Consider the following 20,798-nt stretch of genomic DNA (forward strand, 5'->3'; position numbering starts at 1 on the left):
AGTCTTGAAACTATCCGATCAGTCGTCGTTCAGAAGAATGGCACCGCTGCTTACAATATGTTCGCCAGCAGAGAGACCAGAAAGAACCCGCACGTTATCGCCCTCATCATAAGCGATGTCCAAATAGCGACGGCGGAACGTATCAGGAGCTGTTTCAACGAAAACAGACACCTGATCATTATTCATTAGCAATGCTGTCTTCGGGACCATCAACGCCCCCGCTTCCTGCACCGCAATCTGCGCATTGGCAAACATACCCGGACGCAACAGACCGTCTGCGTTAGAACAAGCAACATACAAGTTCAAACGCCGTGTATCTGGCATCAATGCCGGATCACGCGTCAGCACTTCACCATCACAGTGACGCCCTGGCAGAGCGGGGAAATCTGCGGCTACATGCACACCGGCCGTCAAGGCGTTTAGATGATCTTCCGGCGCGGATGCTGCAACCCACACTGTGGACAGGTCGACCAAAGTCATCTGCACAGCGGTGGCATCCGTCACGTTTTGACCCGGTGCCATTTTGGTCGATGCAATAAAACCATCAACAGGGGCGACCAGTGCCATCAGACCTTTAGCCGCATAATCCGGGCGGCTCGTCATTGTCTGTAAACGCTGCGAAGCACGCTCCGCTTCGGCTTCAGCCTGCTCCAAATCATTCCGTGCAGACTGCATATCCTTTACGGCATTACCGCCAACGGCCTGCACACCACGCGCACGATCATAAGCACGCCGAGTAAAATCCAAGGCCGCTTTCGCACGACGGTCATCTGCCCAGGCCTGCGCGAGATCACCCGCTGCGATCGTTGCCAACACTTGGCCACGCGTCACGTGCTGCCCCAACTGCACTTGAACCTGCGTAATCAGGCCCGTTGCAGGAGAGAGGACATTCACTTGCCGGTCTGGCGGTGCCATCACTTGGCCGGGAACCGTCAAATGAGCCGCGCCATCCGCCTGTACCACCGGGGCCACCACCAAACGTTTTCGCAGGGGGCTTTGCGAGCGCACAACCAGAGCACCATGATCAACCGTAAACATAGCTGGCTCCATATCCGTCTTATAACTCGGCGAAACCGAGCGATGACCGATAAAGTAACCAACAATCAAAATAGCCAGACACAGAAGGACCTTAGCCAGCGTGCCGGCGCGTGAAACGCGCATATTTACAGATAACCCCCGCTCATAGTGTGAGCCCGCATCAGATAACACGGCCCCTAAATGTCGGTGCAAAACACCTTAGGCACATCGTACCGTCAATTCGGACAAACCATGTGAGCTGCCCATGTTATGTATTCGGTGACTGGCGCATATAGGGACAGCTTGGCAAGACCTTGATGTTACATGTTGCAAAAAATTCATCTCCCAGACACGCTATGAAAAAAGCCTTCCCCACATCAGCAAGGAAGGCTTTTCATTACGCACTGTAAAAAACGAAATTAAAAACGGTACTCAATACCCGCTGCAACCGTGGTCGGATTCAAGCTATCACGCGCATGAATAAAGGGGCCCACACCGCCACCGCGCTCGTTAATATACGCTGGCACACTCAGGAACATTTGCTTCGCGTCCACATTCACGAACCAATTCCCAGCAACCTGATAATCAAAACCAATATTTGCAGCTGGGCCAACCGTAGTCCGCAAGTCAAGCTTCTGCACCGCACCACCGGCAGGGTTCATATTATAGAAGAAAGCCAGCGTCATACCCGCACCAATATACGGGTTAAAACGATGATGCGGACGGAAATGCCATGCAGCCGTAATCGTGGGTGGCAAAACCCAAGTGCTGCCTAGATCAACTTTACCAAGTGCCGAATTCTGAACAGCCAATTCATGGCGCGTACTCGCAGCAATCAAATCAACTGAAATATGGTCCGTCAGAAAATACTCAAACGTGAGTTCCGGCATAACCTGATTCGTCGCAGAAACATGCCCACCAATCACGCCCACGCGTGAATATGTATTCTCTGGCAAAACCCCCAATGCCGAGACACGCACTAAGAAATCACCTTTACCAAGCCCCTGCTTGGTATTCGCGCATGTTTCGAAAAGACCACACTTCTCCTGCACACGCGGTGCATTCAACGTAACCGTCGGCGCCGTCGTGTAAACCGTTGACTGCGCAGAGACCACAACCGGAGCCACAACCATCAGTGCAGTAGAAACACCTAACATACGGACAAACATTGACGAGATTTTCATGAGACACATTCCAATAACTCTTTGATGCGCTCACAAAACTCCTCTCAACATCACCAGACCTTGACCTAGATCAAGTCCAATAAGTTTTGTAGACATACCTCATAGGCCTCTGAACAACAGATGCTCGGATAACACATATTATGGCTTTGCTGTGCACCTTACCCACAAATGCCAAAAGCATATCCGCAGGGGCTCATTGCGCTACAGAAGGACTTTGCGCGCCCATGCCCATGCCCTCCACTCACGAAGAACCCTCAGACCGCTGCATCCATTGCGCAGGCCGACAGTTCAGTATTTGTGACGCCATTGACGAAGCCGATCTCGGCATTCTCTCACGCGAATCCTCCAAGATGACCGTCCCAACCGGGCGTGGCTTTATTGAAGAAGGCGAGGAAGCACGTGATTTCTTTGTCGTCACTGACGGTACAATCCGGTTATTTACTTTACTCCCCGATGGGCGCCGTCAGGTCACTGGCTTTGCTGAACGCGGATCTTTCCTCGGCCTCGCGGCTGAAGATCGATATGCTTTTGGCGCAGAAGCCCTCACCCCCACGCATCTGTGCCGCTTTCCCCATGTCGCGATGGAACGTCTGACAGAGCGTTTTCCGCACTTAGAAAATCGCCTCCGCCGCGAAGCCTCTCGTGAACTCGCCCGCAGCCAAGCACGCATGACACTCCTAGGCCGCAAAAGCGCACAAGAACGCCTTGCGAGCTTCATTATTGAGCGCATCGGCTGCCACCACCGCGTCACCGGATCTGACAACACAACAGATCTCTCGCTGACACTCCCCATGCCCCGCAGCGATATTGCCGATTACCTCGGCCTGACAATTGAAACCGTCAGCCGTGCCTTCAGCCTGTTCAAACGCGAAGGCCTGATCAACATTCACGGCATCACACATATTGACGTTCTACGCCCTGAACGCCTTCTACGCATTGCAGAAGGCAGCATCTAAACACACCACTAAAAAAGGGAGGCTAAAGCCTCCCTTCCATGTCATTGGCGCAGACAATATTAATCTTAGAAATGCGCGCCAATGTTCAACTGGAACGAGCGCCCAATAATCGCATCATAATAACGCGTCATGCTCACTGTGCCTGGATACTTTGGCAAAGCACCCGTGATGTTGTTGATCATGAAGTTCGCATCGAAGTTCTTCGTGATCTGGTAACCGAAAGTCGTATTGAAATACGCAAAATCTGGCCGCTTATTATGCTCATACGTCGTGCTGGCAACCTGCACAGCATATTGTGACGCACCATAATAAATCGTCTGCCACTGCATGAAGAATGGACCACGATAATAATTCAGGTTGAGCGTTGCCAAATCTTTCGGGCTCGATGTCGTACCAACACCTTGATAGGTTGAACCCAGATACGTCGTGTTGTTCTTGATGTAGTGTGTGTAATCACCCGTCAATTCAACATCGCCAAACGCCTCACTCAAGCCCAGACGCGTAAGCGGCAGATAGTAGCTCAAATGCGCCTGCATCGCCTGAAGATGCTGGTTGGCAATATTGAAGTACCCTTCGGTGAAGTTCGTAACCTGATGGTTCGAATCACGTGTGAAGGTATTGCAATATGAATTTGGGAATGAACTTGAATCATAACAAGCATTCATCAAATCGCCGACACTGAGAGACGTAATCTCATTATTGACCTTAATGTCAACAAAAGATGCCGTCATATCAAAACCACGCATGAAGTGCGGATGAATGTCCAAAGTACCCGTATAGCTCTTTGACGTTTCATTCTGAAGGTGCGAATTACCACCCGATTTACCCGGAATGGTGTAGTAATTGATATTGGATGAGAAACCGCCTGCTGGAATACCTTGGCTTTTGCAGTTTGCCGCACGAATAGCAGGATTCGGCCCACTATTAATATATTCAATAGAGCACGGATCCGATGCCGTTTCATATGACGTGCTTTGCGGAGAAAACAATTCCGTCACAGACGGATTACGTACGGATTGGCTGTAATTCCCTGAGAAACCGAAATCCCGTGTCGGCCACCATGCACCACCGAACATATACGTCCAGTAATTACCGGTCATGCTGTTATTGGTGAAACGACCATTCGTCGTGGCTGAAAGGTTATAAATACCGGGAACATGCATATTGGGTGACACCAATGGCACATCCAACTCACCAAACGCTTCATGCGTATGATAGGCACCACTCGTGGGCGGCAGTGCGGTTAAGTTACCATATTGCTTATACGTTCCGTCAGCTTGCTTTTCGCCCGCGAAGAACGCACCCGGGTTAAAGTCATAGCCCTCACGGCGATGCTCATACCCAAGATCCCACGCAACATCACCCGCAGGGAGACGAACAATCGTGCTGTGAATTTCAGCTTGAATATCACGCTGTACGTTGTGATTCTTAGTATGTGCATCCGAAATCACATAGTCACGTGCCGCTGGCGTCAGCTGATTGAAACCAAACGGATTCAACGGTGCACAAGTAGAGCTACGCGTTACAGCCGTCGAATTCGTGTACGGTGCGCAAACAATATTTCCAGACGCATCCGTCGTTGCATTCAACGCATTCGTCAGGTTTTGCGTAACGATAGAAGGCTGTACCGTATCATTGATGTACTTGCTGTATTCACCCTTAACAGACCAGCCAAAATTACGCCCAAGTGCGTTGAAATCACCATTCAACCCACCTTGGAAGCGGAACATCGTCAAGTTTGTTTGATACAAACCAGCATCCAAATCTTGATTCAAACGCGTCAGGTAGAATGTATCAGTCGGCAAACCCGCTTTACCAAGTGCATTCTTAATCGTCGTGCGTTCCGCAGATGTCAGGAACGGATTATTCGTGCTCAACTGATACGCACCATTCACAACGCCGTCTTGCTGATAGCTCTGCAAGCTCAACGGATCTGCAAATTGCGGCGTATTCCACGTCCCCTGCCCAACAAGCTGAGACGCGCTACCCTGAGCGTACCAACCTTGCCACGTTGCATGCAGATGGTCGGTAATATCGTAGTGTCCAAGCGTCGTCAGGTTCAACTTGCTTGAGGGCGCATAAAGCTGACTGTAATTTTGCAGCGCCAAACCATTGCCACCACTGCCACGCAAACCATCACGAAGCACAGAGTTTGTTGTCAGCGGCACCAAAGACTTACCGTCAGCACTGAACATTAATGCCTGACCAGCAGCGTTGCCCACACCGTAGGAACTCGCCAAACCACGACGCACCGGCAGTGAACCATCCGGTGCCTGAAGCATCGGCATACCCGTCACAGAGTTCTGTAAGAAGCGTACTTGTGGTGTCAAAACACGTGCATAAGGTGTCGCGTCACCATAAGCGGGGCGCGCATACGTCGTTGCTTGTGTACCGGTCAAATAAGGCCGGTCATTCGCGAGCATACCGCCTGCACCACGGTATTCTAAGTCAAAAACCACGCCGCCTTTCTCATGATCAAAAGACGTACCGGCTTTGAATGTAATCTTTTCTTGTGGCGCATCCAGCTTTTGGGACCAGTTGCCCTGCGCTGTCAGGTCAACACCCTTAAAATGATCATCCAACTCGTAATTGATCACACCGGCAACCGCATCCGCACCATACGCGGCACCTGCACCGCCCAACTTGGTTTCAACGCGCTTCACCAAAGACGTCGGAATTGTTGCTACATCGACCTGTGAACCAGACCCACCGCCATACAACGATGCCGTTTCACCACCGACCATGCGCATACCGTTGATCAGAGTCAGCGTACGCTGAGACCCCAACCCCAAGAGCGAGGAGAAGCTCTGCCCCGCCCCGAAGGAATTTTGCCCACCGATTGGGGACGCATCACCCAAAGAGAACGCGGTGTTCTCACGCAGCATGGCAAGAGACAAATCCGTGTAGCCACGTGCACGCAACTGCGCGCCGTCCACCGTCGTACCCGCCATAACGTTGTTTAAGCGGTTCTTGGCCAAGCGTGTGCCCGTAACGCTCACAAATTCTTGTGACTGTGCAGGTGCAATCACAGCGGATTGGGCCGCAACCGGCGCAACGGTTGCAACACCACGCGGTGCTACATTCGGCACTGCACGGGGCTGTATCGTCGCAACAGGTGTTGAAGCCTGCTTTTGTTGAGGAGCAACACGTGCAGCCTTATGCAGCACTTTATGATGTGTTTTGGATGCTTTCACCACTGCCGGAGCAGCTTGAGCCTGCGCTTCACACGCCACAAAACTTGCTGAGGAGATTCCAGCAAAAAGCAGTACCTTCAAAAGAGAGCGCGACATCATCAACGGTCGCAACGTTGTTCCAACACCTACCGAAAACGATACTCTTTCCACAGAAATTCCTCACTTTGTAACCAAGATTTAAAATCCGATTCAAAGAATGAGGATCTTTATGTCGATTTCGCAATATAAATTGCAACACATTATAAAACTGTATTTTATATTGTGTCTTAATTGTCACATTTAATTTAGTCTGTAATATTTCCTCACACCGTGTCCTCTGGGCGTTTGGGCAGCAAGGCTGGCACAAGCACCAGCGTACACGCCAATGTACAGCCAAGTGACATCAGCAATAATCGCCCCATACTCGCGGTGCCAGGATGTGCAGATGCCGCCAAAGATCCAAAAGCCGTAGCCGTTGTCAGTGCAGAAAACAAAACAGCACGCGCTGTTGGCGAGGATAAAGGCCGCTTCAAGCCCTGCCGCCAGTTCATCACAAAATAAATATTGAACGACACACCCACACCCAGCAACAAAGGCAAAGCAATGATATTCGCGTAATTCAATGTCTCCGGAACGGTAACAATCATAATCACCGTCAATAACGCAGACATCAACAACGGCGCCATCACAAGCGCCGTATCCACAATGCGCCGCAACACAACCAGCAAAATTGCCGCGATCATCACCAAAGCCGAGACCGCCGCCACAATAAAGGCCGTCACAATCGTCTGTGCACTACCCATAATAGCAATAGCTGGCCCCGCCAAATGCGGCGTAATGGTTTCCAATTGCGCCACGAAACGATGGAGCACAGGCGTCTCAGACATATGCCCATTAGGATGAATAGTCAGACGGGTACGGCCATCTGGCAACGTATAATCCCGCCGAATATCTTCCGGGATTGATGCTAGCGTCACAACAGAAGGACGCAAAACAGTCTTCAGTGTATCCAACTGATCTGGCAAAAAACGCGTCAGCGCATGACTCGTCCGCAACACCACATCATCCGGAGCTTTCGCCAACACTTGCAAAGCTTGGCGAATACGCTCCAAAGGCGGAGACAGCTTCTCTTTCACAGCATCCAACTGCGCCGCTGCTTTCGCCGCAGCATCGCGTAACGCCGCAGCATCCGGGACTGGCGCAGGCGTGACTTCTAAGGTCGGCAATAAAATCGAGGCTGTATCCTCAATCATCGCCCGCTTTGTGTCCTGACCTTCCGGCACCAAAGCCCCAAGCCACAACACATCATGCACACTCGGCAACTTTGAAAATGCCGCAGCCATATGGGCTGCCTGTGTCATATTGGGTGCCAGTGCTTGCGCGCTATACGGTGTCGTCAGCGGGTTGGCTTCCAAGACATGAAGCGCACGCATGCCTTCCGTATTCGGGTTTTTGGTATGCAGCGGATCTGCATCAAACTTCAGCAGCGGCATCAACGCCACGCCCACAATGCCCAAAAGCCCAAACACACGCATCACACGCACACGCTTATGCCGCAAAAACGCATCAGCCGAGCGCAACGATACAATACCAGGCTCCCCTGCCCCCAAACGCGCACGGAATAAACTTAACAAAGCAGGTAGCAACGTCATGGTGCACACAAAGGCTATAATCATGCCAATCCCGGCAATAAGCCCTAATTGTGCCACACCGATAAAATGCGTCGGGGTAAATGCCAAGAAGCCCGCAGCCGTAGCCAGAGCCGCCACAAGAATCTGAGCGCCACTTTCACGCCCCGTCAGCGTAATGGCGTCTAATAATGGCAAAGCATTCCCAGCAGCATCACGCTGCCCACGCAAACGCACACTGTATTGGATCGCGAAATCAACAGCGATCCCAACAAACAGCACCGCAAACGCAACGGAAATCATGTTCAACTCACCAACCGCCAGAGCCGCAAGCCCCGTCGTCATCAGCAAGCCCGTAATCAACGTCAACAAAATCGCCGCAATATATCGAGGAGAACGTACCGCCAGAACCAACCACAAAGCGACCAACACCAACGAAATGACCAGCCCAGTGATCATGCCATGCGCGACTGTCGAGAACTCCTCATCGCCCAGCTTAACTTCACCTGTAATCAAACCGCTGACCTGCCCCGCCTTTACCAAAGGCAAATCATCAATGGCCTGACGCATCGCTTTTGTCGCCGCTGCTCCAGGTTCAAAGTCATTATAATCCAACACAGGTTGGGTAACGACAAACTCATGCCCCGTTCCCATGCTGGAAAGCTGGCCCAATAGAAGATTTTGCCATGACAAATCATCCGGATGCCCCTGAGCACCTTGCTCCAAGGCCGTCGCAAAACCATTCAATGCGCCATTAAACCCGGCGGGAACACCCTGCCCGGAACGCAAACCTTCACCGACCAAGCCAAGCGCACCAAACAGGCCACGTGCCGATGGGTCCGCTGCGAGCGTCCCTAGAAAAGGCTGCGCTGAAACAATAGAGTCCAGCAAAGGCTCTAAATCTTTCTGATCAAGGAACAACAAACCATTCTGACGATAAAATGCATTGTCGTCCGGCAATGTCACCGTACGAAAATGCACATGGTCCTTACTCAGAATCTGCCCCAACTGGCGCGCCGCTTCACGCCCTGCTTCAGGCGTGCGACTATCCAAAATCGCTACAAGCTGATCGGCATCTTGCGGGAACAGATGATCCATCTCTGTCACACGCTGCTTCCATGGCAGCGAGTCCGCAAACATTTTCCCCGTATCCGTCGTCACACTCAAACGCAGAGCACTCAGTCCAATACTGCCAGCAATCAGCAGTACAAACAGAGCAACGACCTTTACGGCATGGCGGGCACAGGCAGCATTAAGCCGCCCAATCAGATCGGAAAACATGCCCACTATATAGCAGATTTCTAACAATCCCCCTACCCCCGTTACCACCACCTGACATCACGACACAGATCAGGCACAATCCCCCCATGATCTGGACCCTTGATGCCCCTACCGAACATCACTCCGTGGTGCGCAATAGCGTTTTTCATACACATGCGGCCCCTGTGACTGACGAAGCTGAAGCAATGGCGTTCCTACAAAAAGTTTCGGTCCCAGACGCCACCCATAATTGTTGGGCTTTTCGCACTGGCCAACGTTTTCGCTCAAGTGATGATGGCGAACCCTCCGGCACGGCTGGACGCCCCATCCTTGCCGCGATTGACGGACAGAACTTTGATAATGTGATGGTCGTGGTGATCCGCTGGTTTGGCGGCGTCAAACTCGGAGCGGGCGGCCTTGTGCGCGCTTATGGCGGAGCCGCAGCAGCCTGCTTACGTGAGGCCCCCAAATCCGAGCGCATCGAAACCCGCACACTCCACTTCCACTGCCCCTTCTCCCTTTTTGCCCGCCTAGAAGCACGCTGCGCCACATGGGGCGCGCAAAAAACAGACACTCAATTTGATGCTGATGGCGTTCAACTCGCCCTTGCTGTGCCTCTCACCATTTTAGCAGACGTCACAACGGAACTCCGCGACATGACACGCGGACAAATTCACATTCAATGCGACGATGAATAACAGCCAAAAATCGTTGTATATGGAAAATATTCTATTTTCGTATTGATTGTAGAAAAACAATTAAAAATCGTCCTACTATATACCCCAAAGAGATATACCGAAAAAAGAAAGCAGTTCCATGCCCCCTTCACGGTCACTGAAGAGACGCACCGCCCCCTCACCCCATGTCTTCAGTACCTGCCTATTCTTCATGACGATCATCAGCATACCCACTTCTGCCCATACAGCAGAAACAGCCTCATCATGGCTACCCGGTGCAACACATGATCGTCCCCCTGTACAGGATTATCCACATGCTGGCTTTGTGGGGCAGCCACGCCGTGTTTTACCCAGCCTAAACCGCCCCACAGAAGGCCACCAAGGCCCATGGGGGGCCTTTAACTATGGTACGGGTGAAGCCGCTGGTTTTGGCCCCGTCGGGCGGTACGGCATTGCACCCTGGGCCGAAGACTGGAGTGACCTCCGCAACCCTCACACATCAGATGACGCGCTCGACCCACTCAAATTTATTGCTCTCAACACGCAAAAAACAATCTGGCTTACCCTTTCAGGTGAAACACGCCTCCGCAACTGGGCGGAAGAAGCACCCTTTTTAGGAAGGCGAGGCAACGCAAATTCAGGCCGTTTCATGGTCAGAAATCTTCTTGGTGCGGATTTACACCTCGGGGAACACGTGCGTCTCTTTGGCCAACTGGTCAATGGTGATGCCGCTGGCTGGAAGGGCTTCGGGTATAATCAAACTTTTCGTAAGCGCTTGGATGCACAACAGGCATTTATTGAGCTCAAAGGTCAATTTGCAGAGGCGCGCACCGGACTGATTGTCGGGCGACAACAATTTCTCGATGCACCTTCCTACATTCTCTACAATCGTGAAACGCCGAACGTGCCCCTCTCTTGGAATGGAGCACGCTTTTACGCCTTTTGGCCTAAGTTCCGTTTAGATACGTTCGACTTCGCGCAAACCAACACCAACCCAACCAAAATGTTCCACGATACTATTGACTGGGGCACGCGCTTATACGGCACCGATGGCACAGCCGTCATGCCCACTATCACGATCGGCTCAAACCAAGTTCACTCATTTTTTGACGTCTTTTACCTGCGCTATCGCTATGCATCGAGCCTCTCCGCTGTTCCCAGCGGCAAAAGCACCCTCACCGGCACATCATCGCGCGGCAATATCGGTGCACGCTGGTACGGTACCGCACGGGACTTCGAGTTCTCTTTTGGTGGGCTATATCAAAACGGAACATTTCAATACGCCAATCATGCGCCCACCAGCGCAGTCTCTGCATGGGCCATTAATACTATAGCAGGGTACCGCCATACCCCATCCCCGCTGCACCCTTTTATCGGTACGCAATTTGATCTCTATTCTGGCGGGAAAGACGGCCCCACCCCAACGCTACATACTTATATGAGCCCCTATAACCCACAAACGACCTACTCAGACCCGACTACCTATCTACAACCTTCTAACCTTATCTCTCTATCCCCCGTCATCAGTATTACGCCTTTCAAAGGCTATGCATCCCTCCGATTAAAAGCGCCGGTATTGTGGCGTGAAAATATGAACGGCGCTATTTGGAGCTCTTCTGGCCCCTTCACCTTCACACATCCTTATCACGGCCGCTTTGTTGGAGTGGAGCCACAAGCCTTCTTACTTATCCAACTACAACGCCACCTCACATGGCAGCTCATTGGTGCCCGCTTCATCACATCCAACGGCCTCCACAAAGCGGGTGGCCAGTCCGGAAGCTTCTTCCAATCTAATCTAGTCTTTCGATTTTAAGGATAAACCTGACATGGCTTTATAAAGCCTGAAAATAAAATTCTTCCCATGCTGCCGGGTGCGTTCGATTAAACCCAATCACTCCCGACGGCTCTGCACATAAATACAAATCATTGTATTTCATATGAAATTTATTTCCCTCTGCTGGAAGTAAATCTACCTTCAAAGAAACGCCATAGACACCTCTTGAAAGAGAAATTTTATTCTCATTTATTTCATGAACAACAACAGAAGAAGAATTAATTTTACTCATTAAATATGTTTTATTGTATGGATCTAACAATATGGGAAATTCCCACTCTCGATATGAGATATCACACTGTGCCAACATCATAGACATAACATCGACAGAAAGTATTTTTCTGTGCGCTGTCATAACAACAATATTTTTCCCGATCATGAGCGCAGAAGAAAATAAAATATCAATTTCACACGAATTTATCGGTGTCTTTTCAAGAAATTTATTCAACAAAAAAATTGCATATTCTAATTTATTTTCTTTTTTCAATATAGATACAATAACAGGAAGAAGACTAATATAACCAGGAAATACATTATTCTGTATAATTCTTTTCGCCGTTAAACGAGGGTATTTTTCAATGGCTATATTCTCCACTCTTTCAACATAAGATGTAAAACTTTTACGCGCATTCCGACTAATCTGAATTAAAGAAATAATATCACCAGAAATAAAATATTTCACAATATCCAAAAGACGCGACGTCCCCGCAAAAACAGTCGTCACATCATGACCAACAAAAGGAACATTAATATAATGAACATTACTTACATTTTCTTTTATTTTTAAAAAATGATTGAAATCATTCTGATCAAACCTGTCTGTAAACACATATATTTCACCAGAAACATCTTCTCTTTTAATGCCCATACCACGCATAGAAGCATTAAAATGTCCATCAAAACCAAAATCATCCCTATCCCACTCATCTGGGTCCAAGGACCATTGAGGGCATAAAGACAAAACATGCGTCGCTGAGAATAAACGAGAAAATTTTATCGCGGCATAGCCCCCCATGGAGCCACCATAAAGAATACGATTACTGAAATTTTTCAAAATACCTTCTACAATATTATACGCTTTTAAAAGACTATCCCCTTGATACCACCCATTGTCTTTAGAAACGATTCCAACCGACGAAATGCCAATTTTACTCAGTGGTTTTTCAGCAAAAAACGCTTCCCATCAGGCTTTAACAAAAGGTCCCCAAAAGTAATAAAAACAGTATCTGAAAAATGTTCCTTAGGCGCCCATACAACCAAAATACGGTCATCTTCATATAATACAGTATTATTACTTTCCACTAAACCAAACTCTTAAAAATCTCGCCTCAATATCAACATGACAAGATTACCACCTTTCTTACAAAAACGATATCGGGTCTACGTCCACATCAATACGCGCACTTCCTTTCGCACGTACATCAGCCAACCACTGCCGAATAATAGGTTGTACAGCCCGTCCACGCACTGTCCTTAACAACAAGCGCCTACGGTGCCGCCCGCGCAAAATCGCCAACGGAGCCGGCGCAGGGCCAAGAACCTGTATGCCTTCCCCTTCCGGCGCACAGCGTGCAATCTCGCGCGCCAAAGCATCTGCCTCATCCGCACCATCTGCGCTCACAATAATCGCAGCCAAACGCCCATAAGGCGGCCAAAACCCGGGCCGGCGCTGCGCGGTCTCCTGTGCAATGAATGTATCAAAATCATTGGAAACCAGCGCTTCCATCACCGGATGCTCCGTCACATAACTTTGCAACATCACCCGTCCGGGCCGCTCCGCACGGCCTGCACGCCCTGCCACTTGATGCAAAAGCTGCACTGTACGTTCCGCCGCACGCAAATCCCCCCCGCCTAACCCAAGGTCTGAATCCACCACGCCCACCAGAGTCAGCCTCGGAAAATGCCAGCCCTTCGCCACAATCTGCGTGCCAATGATGAGATCAACTTCACCATCCGTAATCTGCCGCACAGCCTCCGCCGTAGCCGCCGCTGAACCCAGTGTATCAGACGACATCACCAATATCCGCGCATTCGGAAAGCGCTGCTGCGCTTCTTCCGTCACCCGCTCGATACCAGGGCCAATCGGCACCAATGTTTCTTCATGATCACATTCTGGGCATGCCTTCGGAATACCCTCCGTATGCCCACAATGATGGCAGGTCAAAATACCGCGGTTCCGGTGCTCCACCAGCCATGTCGTACAATTCGGGCACTGCATCCGATGGCCACACGTGCGGCACAGCGTCAACGGCGCATACCCTCGACGATTGAGAAACAACATCGCCTGCTCTTCCGCAGCAAGCGTTTCATCAATCGCTTCACACAAAAGCGGTGCTAAAAATTGCCCGCGTTCTGGACCATTTTCCCGCAAATCCACCAGAGACACATCCGGCAAATGCGCCCCGCCATGACGTGACGTCAGAAGATAATGCTGATACCGCCCGCTCTCCACATTCGCCAATGTCTCCAATGACGGCGTAGCAGACACTAACAACACCGGCGCTTTCGCCAAACGCCCGCGCACCACAGCCATATCGCGGCCATGATACGTCACGCCCTCTTCTTGCTTGAAAGACGTTTCATGCTCCTCATCCACAATAATGAGGCCCAGCGTTTCAAACGGTAAAAACAGCGCAGAACGCGCCCCGACTACAACTTTCGCCGTACCAGCCGCAATCGCAAACCATGTATCCCGGCGGCTCTTTTGCCCTAAGTCAGAATGCCAAAGCGCTGGCTCCACGCCAAAGCGCCGTGCAAAACGCTCCGTCCATTGTGCCGAAAGCGCAATCTCCGGAAGCAACACCAAAACCTGCTGTCCCAATGCTAAACACGCGGCAATCGCTTCAAAATACACTTCCGTTTTGCCAGATCCGGTCACACCTTCCAGCAAGGCCACAGAGAACCGCTCCGCCGTCACTAACGCCCTTAAAGCATTCGCAGCCTCTTCTTGTTCATCCGATAGAACAGGCCGCGCATAGTCAGCATCTGGCGTACCAAAAGGCGCAGCCACACCTATCGCCATTTCTTGAATGAGGCCTGTGCTCGCCAGCCCGCGTACAACCGCCGTACTCACCCCACTCTTCTCAGCAATATCCGCTGCACTCTGCGGATATTCGTCCACCACCTCCAACACAGCCCGGCGAGAGGGTGTTAAACGCCCCCCTTCAACCGGCAACTGCGTCCGCACCCAGCCCAAACTTGGCTTGGGTTGCTTTTGCGTATGCAACCGCAAAGGCGTGGCCAAAACCATGCCCGGCGGGCTCAGCGTATAAGCCGCAACCCAGTCAATGAAATGTCGTAATTGCTGCGGCAAAGGCTGCACATCCACACGCCGTATCACAGCCTTGAGCCTCTGCTCCGCAACAGACGGTACAGGCGGCGGTGCTAGATCTGGCGGGACCGTACTCTCGCGCTCCCACACACAGCCTATGATCTCGCGCCGTCCCAACGGGACCGCTACCAGATCACCCGCTGCCAAAGGAGTGTCACTGCGATATTCAAAAGCCCCCGCAAAGGGCAAAGGCACCAACACTGGCACCCGCTCTCCCGCAGCGTAGGACTTTCGTGACAGGTCATGCTTCGCTAGGCTCTTTGATGCCATAATGTTTGTGTAACCTGCTTCTCTCTGAAAGGCTATGAGAGATGACTGCCCACCGCCCCGCCGACTACGCCCTGTCTGATTGGCTTGAATGGCTCACACATGAACGCCGCGCCAGCCTGCGTACTGTAGAAGCTTATCGCCATGACATGACTTTAGCACTCGCCTTTTTGGCACAACATCTCGGCGGTGACGTCACCCTCCACCACCTCAATACGCTCTCCCTCGCAGACCTACGCGCATGGCTCGCTTACGAAACCGAACGCAGCGAAAAACCCACCCGCCGCGCCAGCAATGCCGACGGCCGTGCCCGCTCCCGTGCGCGCCGCGTCTCTGCCCTACGCTCATTCTTCCGCTATCTTAACCTACGCCACGGCATCACGAACCCCAATTCCAGCCTCCTTGCGACACCTCGCCGCAAAAAAAGACTCCCCCGCCCCTTAGGGCAAGAGCAAGCTCTCACCGCAACAACCGCTATTGCCGATGATGCCACCACCCACCAAGCGGCCCTCAGGGATCAGGCACTCTTCACCCTACTTTACGGTACAGGACTACGTATCAGCGAAGCCCTCGCCCTCAATATCAGTGATCTTGGGCGTACCGGCCATGATACCCTTATGATCCGCGGGAAAGGCGGAAAAGAACGCCTCGTCCCTCTCCTCCCTGCCGTCCAAACGGCCTTAAATACATGGCGCGCCGCACACCCTTCACCCTCCCCTGACGCCCCTCTTTTCTGTGGCACGCGCGGCGGGCGACTCAACCCCGGCGTGGCCCAGCGCTCTATGCGCGAATGGCGCAAAGCAGAAGGTTTGCCCGATTCCGCAACGCCGCACGCCCTACGCCATTCATTCGCAACACACCTTCTTGAAGGCGGCGCTGACCTACGCGCCATTCAAGAACTCATGGGGCACGCAAGCCTCTCCACGACGCAAGCCTATACATTAGCCGACGAAAAGCACCTTCTTGATGTGTGGCGCAAAGCCCACCCCAGAGCAGAGTCATCATGAGCAAAGCCCTCACCACAGCCATTATCAGCATAACGGCACTCACTTCACCGCTTTATGCACATGCAGAAACCAACCTAGCAGCGCCGCGCTGCGTTCCACCCACACACATCATCACACTCCCTCTACGGGATGACGGCGGCTATCTTAGCGTCCCTGCCACTATCAATGGCCACGCTATTTCCATGATTGTAGATACCGGCTCACAGGGAAGCCTCATTACACCTTCCGCTGTAAAGCGAATGAAACTCCCAACGGATACTTCTTTACGCACAGCTCTCTCCGGCGCCGGCGGTGTAGGTGCCACCGTTCCAGACACACGCATCACAACGTTCCAACTCGGCTCACTCAAACTTGGCAGTGGCCTCATAGCCGTCGGTGAACTACCAGGCAGTCCGCTACTACATCCCCCGGTCGAAGGACTCATCGGAGCAGATGTCCTATCAAGCTTTGATCTTGAATTTGATGTTCCGCACCATCAGCTCACGCTCTGGCGCGCAGACCCCTTGCAAGGATGCCGTACACCACAAGAAGAAACCCGCAATATCCCCGCACATCTCACATCAGGGCGCGTAACACTCACTTTTACGCTGGATGGCATTCCCGGCACTGCCTTGCTCGATAGTGGCGCACGCTCACATATCGTAAGCCTCGATTTTGCACATAAATTAAGCCTCACAGATGAACAACTCGCCCGAGATCCGGGCGGCATTGCTGCTGGCATAGATCTACATCCACATCGCTATTACTGGCATCAGTTTAAACAATTCACACTTGGCCCAACACAATGGGACCACCCAACACTGACCATCGCTCCCCTCTATGATAGCGTTGATATGCTCTTAGGCAGTGACTGGTTTGCACAACATACTGTGTGGATCTCATACACTCACCAGCACGTCTTCATTCGTTAAACACACAGAACACATAGCAAAACGGCCGGGCTATACCCGGCCGTTTACCAAATCTGACGAAACGCTCTTAACCCTTAAGATGCGCATTACAAGCAGACCAGTACCCACCACCCTTAGAAATCCACGTCAGCCCAGCATTACCGCCATTGGCCTTATTCGCCTGATATTGTGCTGCACAGGTTTTTAAACGTGCTTTTCCAGCGGATAACTTCGCAAATTCAGGCGAAATTGCCGATGGGAACACAGCCTTACCACCAGTTTGAACAGAACCTGTCGGCAGCACCGTTGCGCTCGGCTTAACAGAAGCGCTTGTCGGCGCTGAAGGAACAGCAGGCTTCGTAACGGCCGGTGCCGAAGGCACAGAAGGAGCCGCTGGTGCCGCCGGAGTTGCAGGTACAGCAGGCGCCGCAACCGAAGGGGGGGCTCCCGCCGCCGCACCAGACGCACAATGCGCTGCTTTAAAAGCAAGGTAATTCTGCCCCTGCAGCGTACCGCTGGTCTTCGCAGACTGGAACGCTGCATGACAGTCACGACCACTGGTCGCAGCAGCTGATGCAGCAGGGGCCGCACCAACACACACAATCGCAGCAGGAAGTGCGACAAACGCAAAACGGGAAACTAAACGATGAAGTGCCATGGTGGACTTTCCTTTTTCTTCAAAGGCCACAAGCACTCTACGCATGAAAACGTTCCCTATAAAAGGCTTTCTTCAGCCTTTTATAGGGCAGATTCGCCCGTTTCACCTGTACGAATACGGATAATTTCATCCACCGGAGAAACAAAAATCTTACCATCACCGATCTTACCCGTATGCGCAGCATCACGGATAATATCCACCACTTCTTGCACCACGCTGTCAGAAACAACGATTTCAATTTTCAGTTTCGGCAAAAAGCTCACGTGATATTCTGCACCACGATAAATCTCTGTTTGGCCCTTCTGACGGCCAAAACCTTTCACTTCCGTAACCGTAAGCCCTTGAATACCAAGCGGCGTCAGGGCTTCACGAATATCGTCGAGCTTAAATGGCTTGATGATCGCAGTAACAAGCTTCACGGCGGGGCTGTCCTCAATCTGTTCCCGGCATCAGCGCCGGGTTCTTCATTTTCCCACTGCACATATTCCAAATACGTACAGAAAAGACCTTCATGCCCCGATCGTGCCACTAACATAACGTTTTCGACAAGAGAATATTCTTGCAAATCTGTTACTTCTTTCCCGCAACACTCACGACAAGAAAAAGTTCACAATACCAAGCCAGAATACCCCCCTACAATACAGCCCTCAAAACATAAACCATCACTCGCACCCCTCCCATGCACAGACCCCTCTTTCTCTTCACTGCACTGAGGAGTAGGACTAAAATCAGAACATAACCGCCATAGCGCGGCTAAATACGCATACGCGAAGGGACATAAAACAATGGCGGATACATGCTATGACGTCTGCATCAACGGGGCTGGCCCCGTCGGCGCCACCCTAGCCTGTCGTCTTTCCGCCGCGGGCCTTAAGGTATTACTCATAGACCGCGCAGCGCTTCCCGGCCTTGAAGACCCTTCTCTCGATGGACGTGCTTATGCCATCGCCGAAGGGCCGCGCCGCCTTTTGGAAGAAGCTGGCATTTGGGGCAATCTTCCCGGCACATCACAACCCATTCGTGAAATCCGCGTGTCAGACGGCCGCCCTTATGAAGGCGCATCCCCCCTCTTTCTACATTTTGGCGTCGAAGATGCTCCCTCAGATCAACCTTTCGGCTGGATGGCTGAAGCCCGAGACCTACGCCTTGCCATTAATCATACCCTCGCACAGTCTGAAGGCGTAACCGTCGAAGCGCCCAATACCGGCACATTCACGTTCCATCCAGACCATGCTGAAATCCGCCTTGCCACAGGTAAAACCGTACACGCACAATTAGTCGTTGCAGCAGAGGGGCGCCGCTCTCCCCTCAGAGAACAAGCTCGTATTGGCATCACCAAAGTCCCTTATCACCAATACGGTATCGTAGCGACAATCGCACATGAGCACCCTCATCATGGCGTTGCTCTTGAACATTTCCTTCCCCAAGGACCGTTCGCACGTTTACCCATGCCCGGCACAGCAGAACACCCCCACCGTTCCGCCATCGTATGGGCTGAAGGGGAAGGCCGCGCTCAACGATGCCACGCCCTGCCAGATGATGTCTTCGCACGTGAAATCAAAGCACGCATGGGCGATGAAGATCTCGGCACGATTACTCCAATCGGGCGCCGCTGGCTGTATCCACTCAGCGCACAATACGCACGGACCTATATCAGCCACCGCCTCGCACTCGCGGGCGATGCCGCACACGGCATCCACCCCATAGCCGGACAGGGCCTCAATATCGGCTTCAAAGACGTCATCGCCTTAGCCGATCTATTGATCACTGCACATCAAAATCAACAAGACCTTGGTAAACGCACACTTCTCCAGCAATATCAGCGTAGAACACGCCCTGCGAATATGGCCATGTTTGCCGCAACGGATGTGTTAGAACGCCTCTTTAGCAACGATAACCCGCTCCTCCGCCGCGTTCGTGACATCGGCATTGCCGGCGTACACCGCGTGCCTTCCTTACGTAAAGCTTTCGTCCGACGAGCGATGGGCCTATGACACCGCAGCCGAACCTCACCACACTCTGGCACACTATGCAGGCACAAGCCTGCAGCTGCCATGATCCCCTGATCCAAGACGTCTACGCCACGAATATAGGGGATCACCCAAGCTTCCCCTCTGCTCTTGCCTCACTCCTCGGCACAAAGCTGGCAGACCGCGCCATCCCAGCCACGTCCATCACACGACTGATCAGCAGCATCTTCACCGATGCCCCTACTATTGCGGAAGCCGCAGCGGCAGATATTCTCGCCATTCAAGAGCGTGACCCCGCCTGTACAGACCTCGTCACCCCTTTTCTCTTCTTCAAAGGGTGGCAAGCCTTACAAGCACACCGCGTCGCCCATTATTTATGGCACCATAACCGCCGGCACCTTGCCTACCACCTACAAAGCCGCTGCAATGAATTATTTGCTATAGACATCCATCCTGCGGCACGTATTGGGCAACGCCTCAGCTTGGATCACGGTACAGGCATTGTCATCGGTGAAACCTGCATCATTGAAAACGACGTGGCTCTTTTTCAGGACGTGACCCTCGGCGGTACAGGAAAACTCAGCGGAGACAGACACCCCATCATTCGAGAAGGTGCACTGATCGGTGCTGGCGCCAAAATTCTTGGTCGCATTACCATCGGTGCACGTGCGCGGATTGGTGCTGCTTCTGTGGTACTCGAAGATATTCCATCAGACACCACCGCCGTCGGGAACCCTGTGCGGGTTATTCGTTCACATTCTACGCAGAACAAAAATATTTAACAAAAACACACACAATAAATCATCAATTATACACACAACATAAACGAAGTTTTCTGGACAACTCCACCAAAAAGCGTCAGTGTTTTTAGGAGCTCTTAAAAGTTAACACCAAGTAGCACGGGCCGGCATGACACAATCTTCACCCAAGAAAGCTACCTCACGGC

Annotated in this window: 15 protein-coding genes; 7 read left to right on the forward strand and 8 right to left on the reverse strand. The window is 51.9% G+C overall.

The genetic code is table 11. From position 1 onward, the window contains the following. Positions 1–18 precede the first annotated feature (18 nt). Together KB213_RS01050 and KB213_RS01055 are read right to left on the reverse strand one after the other, a co-directional pair. On the reverse strand, positions 19–1,161 hold the full coding sequence (locus KB213_RS01050) for an efflux RND transporter periplasmic adaptor subunit (protein WP_211680086.1): 1,143 nt from the start codon (positions 1,159–1,161) through the stop codon (positions 19–21). A 275-nt stretch (positions 1,162–1,436) separates the two neighbouring features. Beyond that, a complete protein-coding gene (locus tag KB213_RS01055) occupies positions 1,437–2,150 on the reverse strand; it encodes an OmpW/AlkL family protein (protein ID WP_408903705.1) in 714 nt (237 codons plus the stop codon). Positions 2,151–2,425: 275 nt separating this feature from the next. Here KB213_RS01055 and KB213_RS01060 point away from each other — a divergent pair, with 275 nt between their 5' ends. Then, a complete protein-coding gene (locus KB213_RS01060) occupies positions 2,426–3,157 on the forward strand; it encodes a Crp/Fnr family transcriptional regulator (protein ID WP_249110115.1) in 732 nt (243 codons plus the stop codon). Positions 3,158–3,222: 65 nt separating this feature from the next. Here KB213_RS01060 and KB213_RS01065 read toward each other — a convergent pair whose 3' ends face one another. Together KB213_RS01065 and KB213_RS01070 are read right to left on the reverse strand one after the other, a co-directional pair. Beyond that, positions 3,223–6,450: a TonB-dependent receptor domain-containing protein gene (locus KB213_RS01065; RefSeq protein ID WP_211680089.1), complete on the reverse strand. Its 3,228-nt coding sequence runs from the start codon at positions 6,448–6,450 to the stop codon at positions 3,223–3,225. Between the two features lie 203 nt (positions 6,451–6,653). Continuing rightward, a complete protein-coding gene (locus tag KB213_RS01070; RefSeq protein WP_211680092.1) occupies positions 6,654–9,239 on the reverse strand; it encodes an MMPL family transporter in 2,586 nt (861 codons plus the stop codon). Positions 9,240–9,325: 86 nt separating this feature from the next. Here KB213_RS01070 and KB213_RS01075 point away from each other — a divergent pair, with 86 nt between their 5' ends. Both KB213_RS01075 and KB213_RS01080 read left to right on the forward strand, forming a co-directional pair. Further along, a complete protein-coding gene (locus KB213_RS01075) occupies positions 9,326–9,916 on the forward strand; it encodes an IMPACT family protein (protein ID WP_211680095.1) in 591 nt (196 codons plus the stop codon). A 190-nt stretch (positions 9,917–10,106) separates the two neighbouring features. Next, complete coding sequence (locus KB213_RS01080; RefSeq protein ID WP_249110116.1) at positions 10,107–11,708, forward strand: alginate export family protein; 1,602 nt, start codon at positions 10,107–10,109, stop codon at positions 11,706–11,708. 19 nt (positions 11,709–11,727) lie between these two features. Here the strand turns inward: KB213_RS01080 and KB213_RS01085 are convergent, their stop codons facing one another. After that, entirely contained in the window at positions 11,728–12,783 is a 1,056-nt protein-coding gene (locus tag KB213_RS01085; RefSeq protein ID WP_211680103.1) for a hypothetical protein, read from the reverse strand. 306 nt (positions 12,784–13,089) lie between these two features. Further along, positions 13,090–15,330, reverse strand: coding sequence for a primosomal protein N' (locus KB213_RS01090; RefSeq protein ID WP_211680106.1), 2,241 nt, complete (start codon positions 15,328–15,330; stop codon positions 13,090–13,092). A 41-nt stretch (positions 15,331–15,371) separates the two neighbouring features. Here KB213_RS01090 and KB213_RS01095 point away from each other — a divergent pair, with 41 nt between their 5' ends. Both KB213_RS01095 and KB213_RS01100 read left to right on the forward strand, forming a co-directional pair. Further along, complete coding sequence (locus KB213_RS01095; RefSeq protein WP_211680109.1) at positions 15,372–16,334, forward strand: tyrosine recombinase XerC; 963 nt, start codon at positions 15,372–15,374, stop codon at positions 16,332–16,334. Further along, on the forward strand, positions 16,331–17,245 hold the full coding sequence (locus tag KB213_RS01100; RefSeq protein ID WP_211680112.1) for a retroviral-like aspartic protease family protein: 915 nt from the start codon (positions 16,331–16,333) through the stop codon (positions 17,243–17,245). Before KB213_RS01095 ends, KB213_RS01100 begins: the two co-directional genes overlap by 4 nt. A gap of 67 nt (positions 17,246–17,312) precedes the next feature. Here the strand turns inward: KB213_RS01100 and KB213_RS01105 are convergent, their stop codons facing one another. Both KB213_RS01105 and KB213_RS01110 read right to left on the reverse strand, forming a co-directional pair. Next, positions 17,313–17,927 (reverse strand): hypothetical protein, encoded by a 615-nt coding sequence (locus KB213_RS01105; RefSeq protein WP_249110117.1) that lies wholly within the window; start codon positions 17,925–17,927, stop codon positions 17,313–17,315. Positions 17,928–17,962: 35 nt separating this feature from the next. Continuing rightward, entirely contained in the window at positions 17,963–18,301 is a 339-nt protein-coding gene (locus KB213_RS01110; RefSeq protein ID WP_211680116.1) for a P-II family nitrogen regulator, read from the reverse strand. Between the two features lie 366 nt (positions 18,302–18,667). On the opposite strand from KB213_RS01110, the gene KB213_RS01115 reads away from it, so the two are divergent. After that, a complete protein-coding gene (locus KB213_RS01115; RefSeq protein WP_211680119.1) occupies positions 18,668–19,876 on the forward strand; it encodes a UbiH/UbiF/VisC/COQ6 family ubiquinone biosynthesis hydroxylase in 1,209 nt (402 codons plus the stop codon). Then, on the forward strand, positions 19,873–20,634 hold the full coding sequence (cysE, locus tag KB213_RS01120) for a serine O-acetyltransferase (protein WP_211680122.1): 762 nt from the start codon (positions 19,873–19,875) through the stop codon (positions 20,632–20,634). Before KB213_RS01115 ends, cysE begins: the two co-directional genes overlap by 4 nt. Positions 20,635–20,798: the final 164 nt, after the last annotated feature.

Origin of the sequence: Neokomagataea anthophila (genome assembly GCF_018122595.1) — a bacterium.
GTDB lineage: Bacteria > Pseudomonadota > Alphaproteobacteria > Acetobacterales > Acetobacteraceae > Gluconobacter > Gluconobacter anthophilus.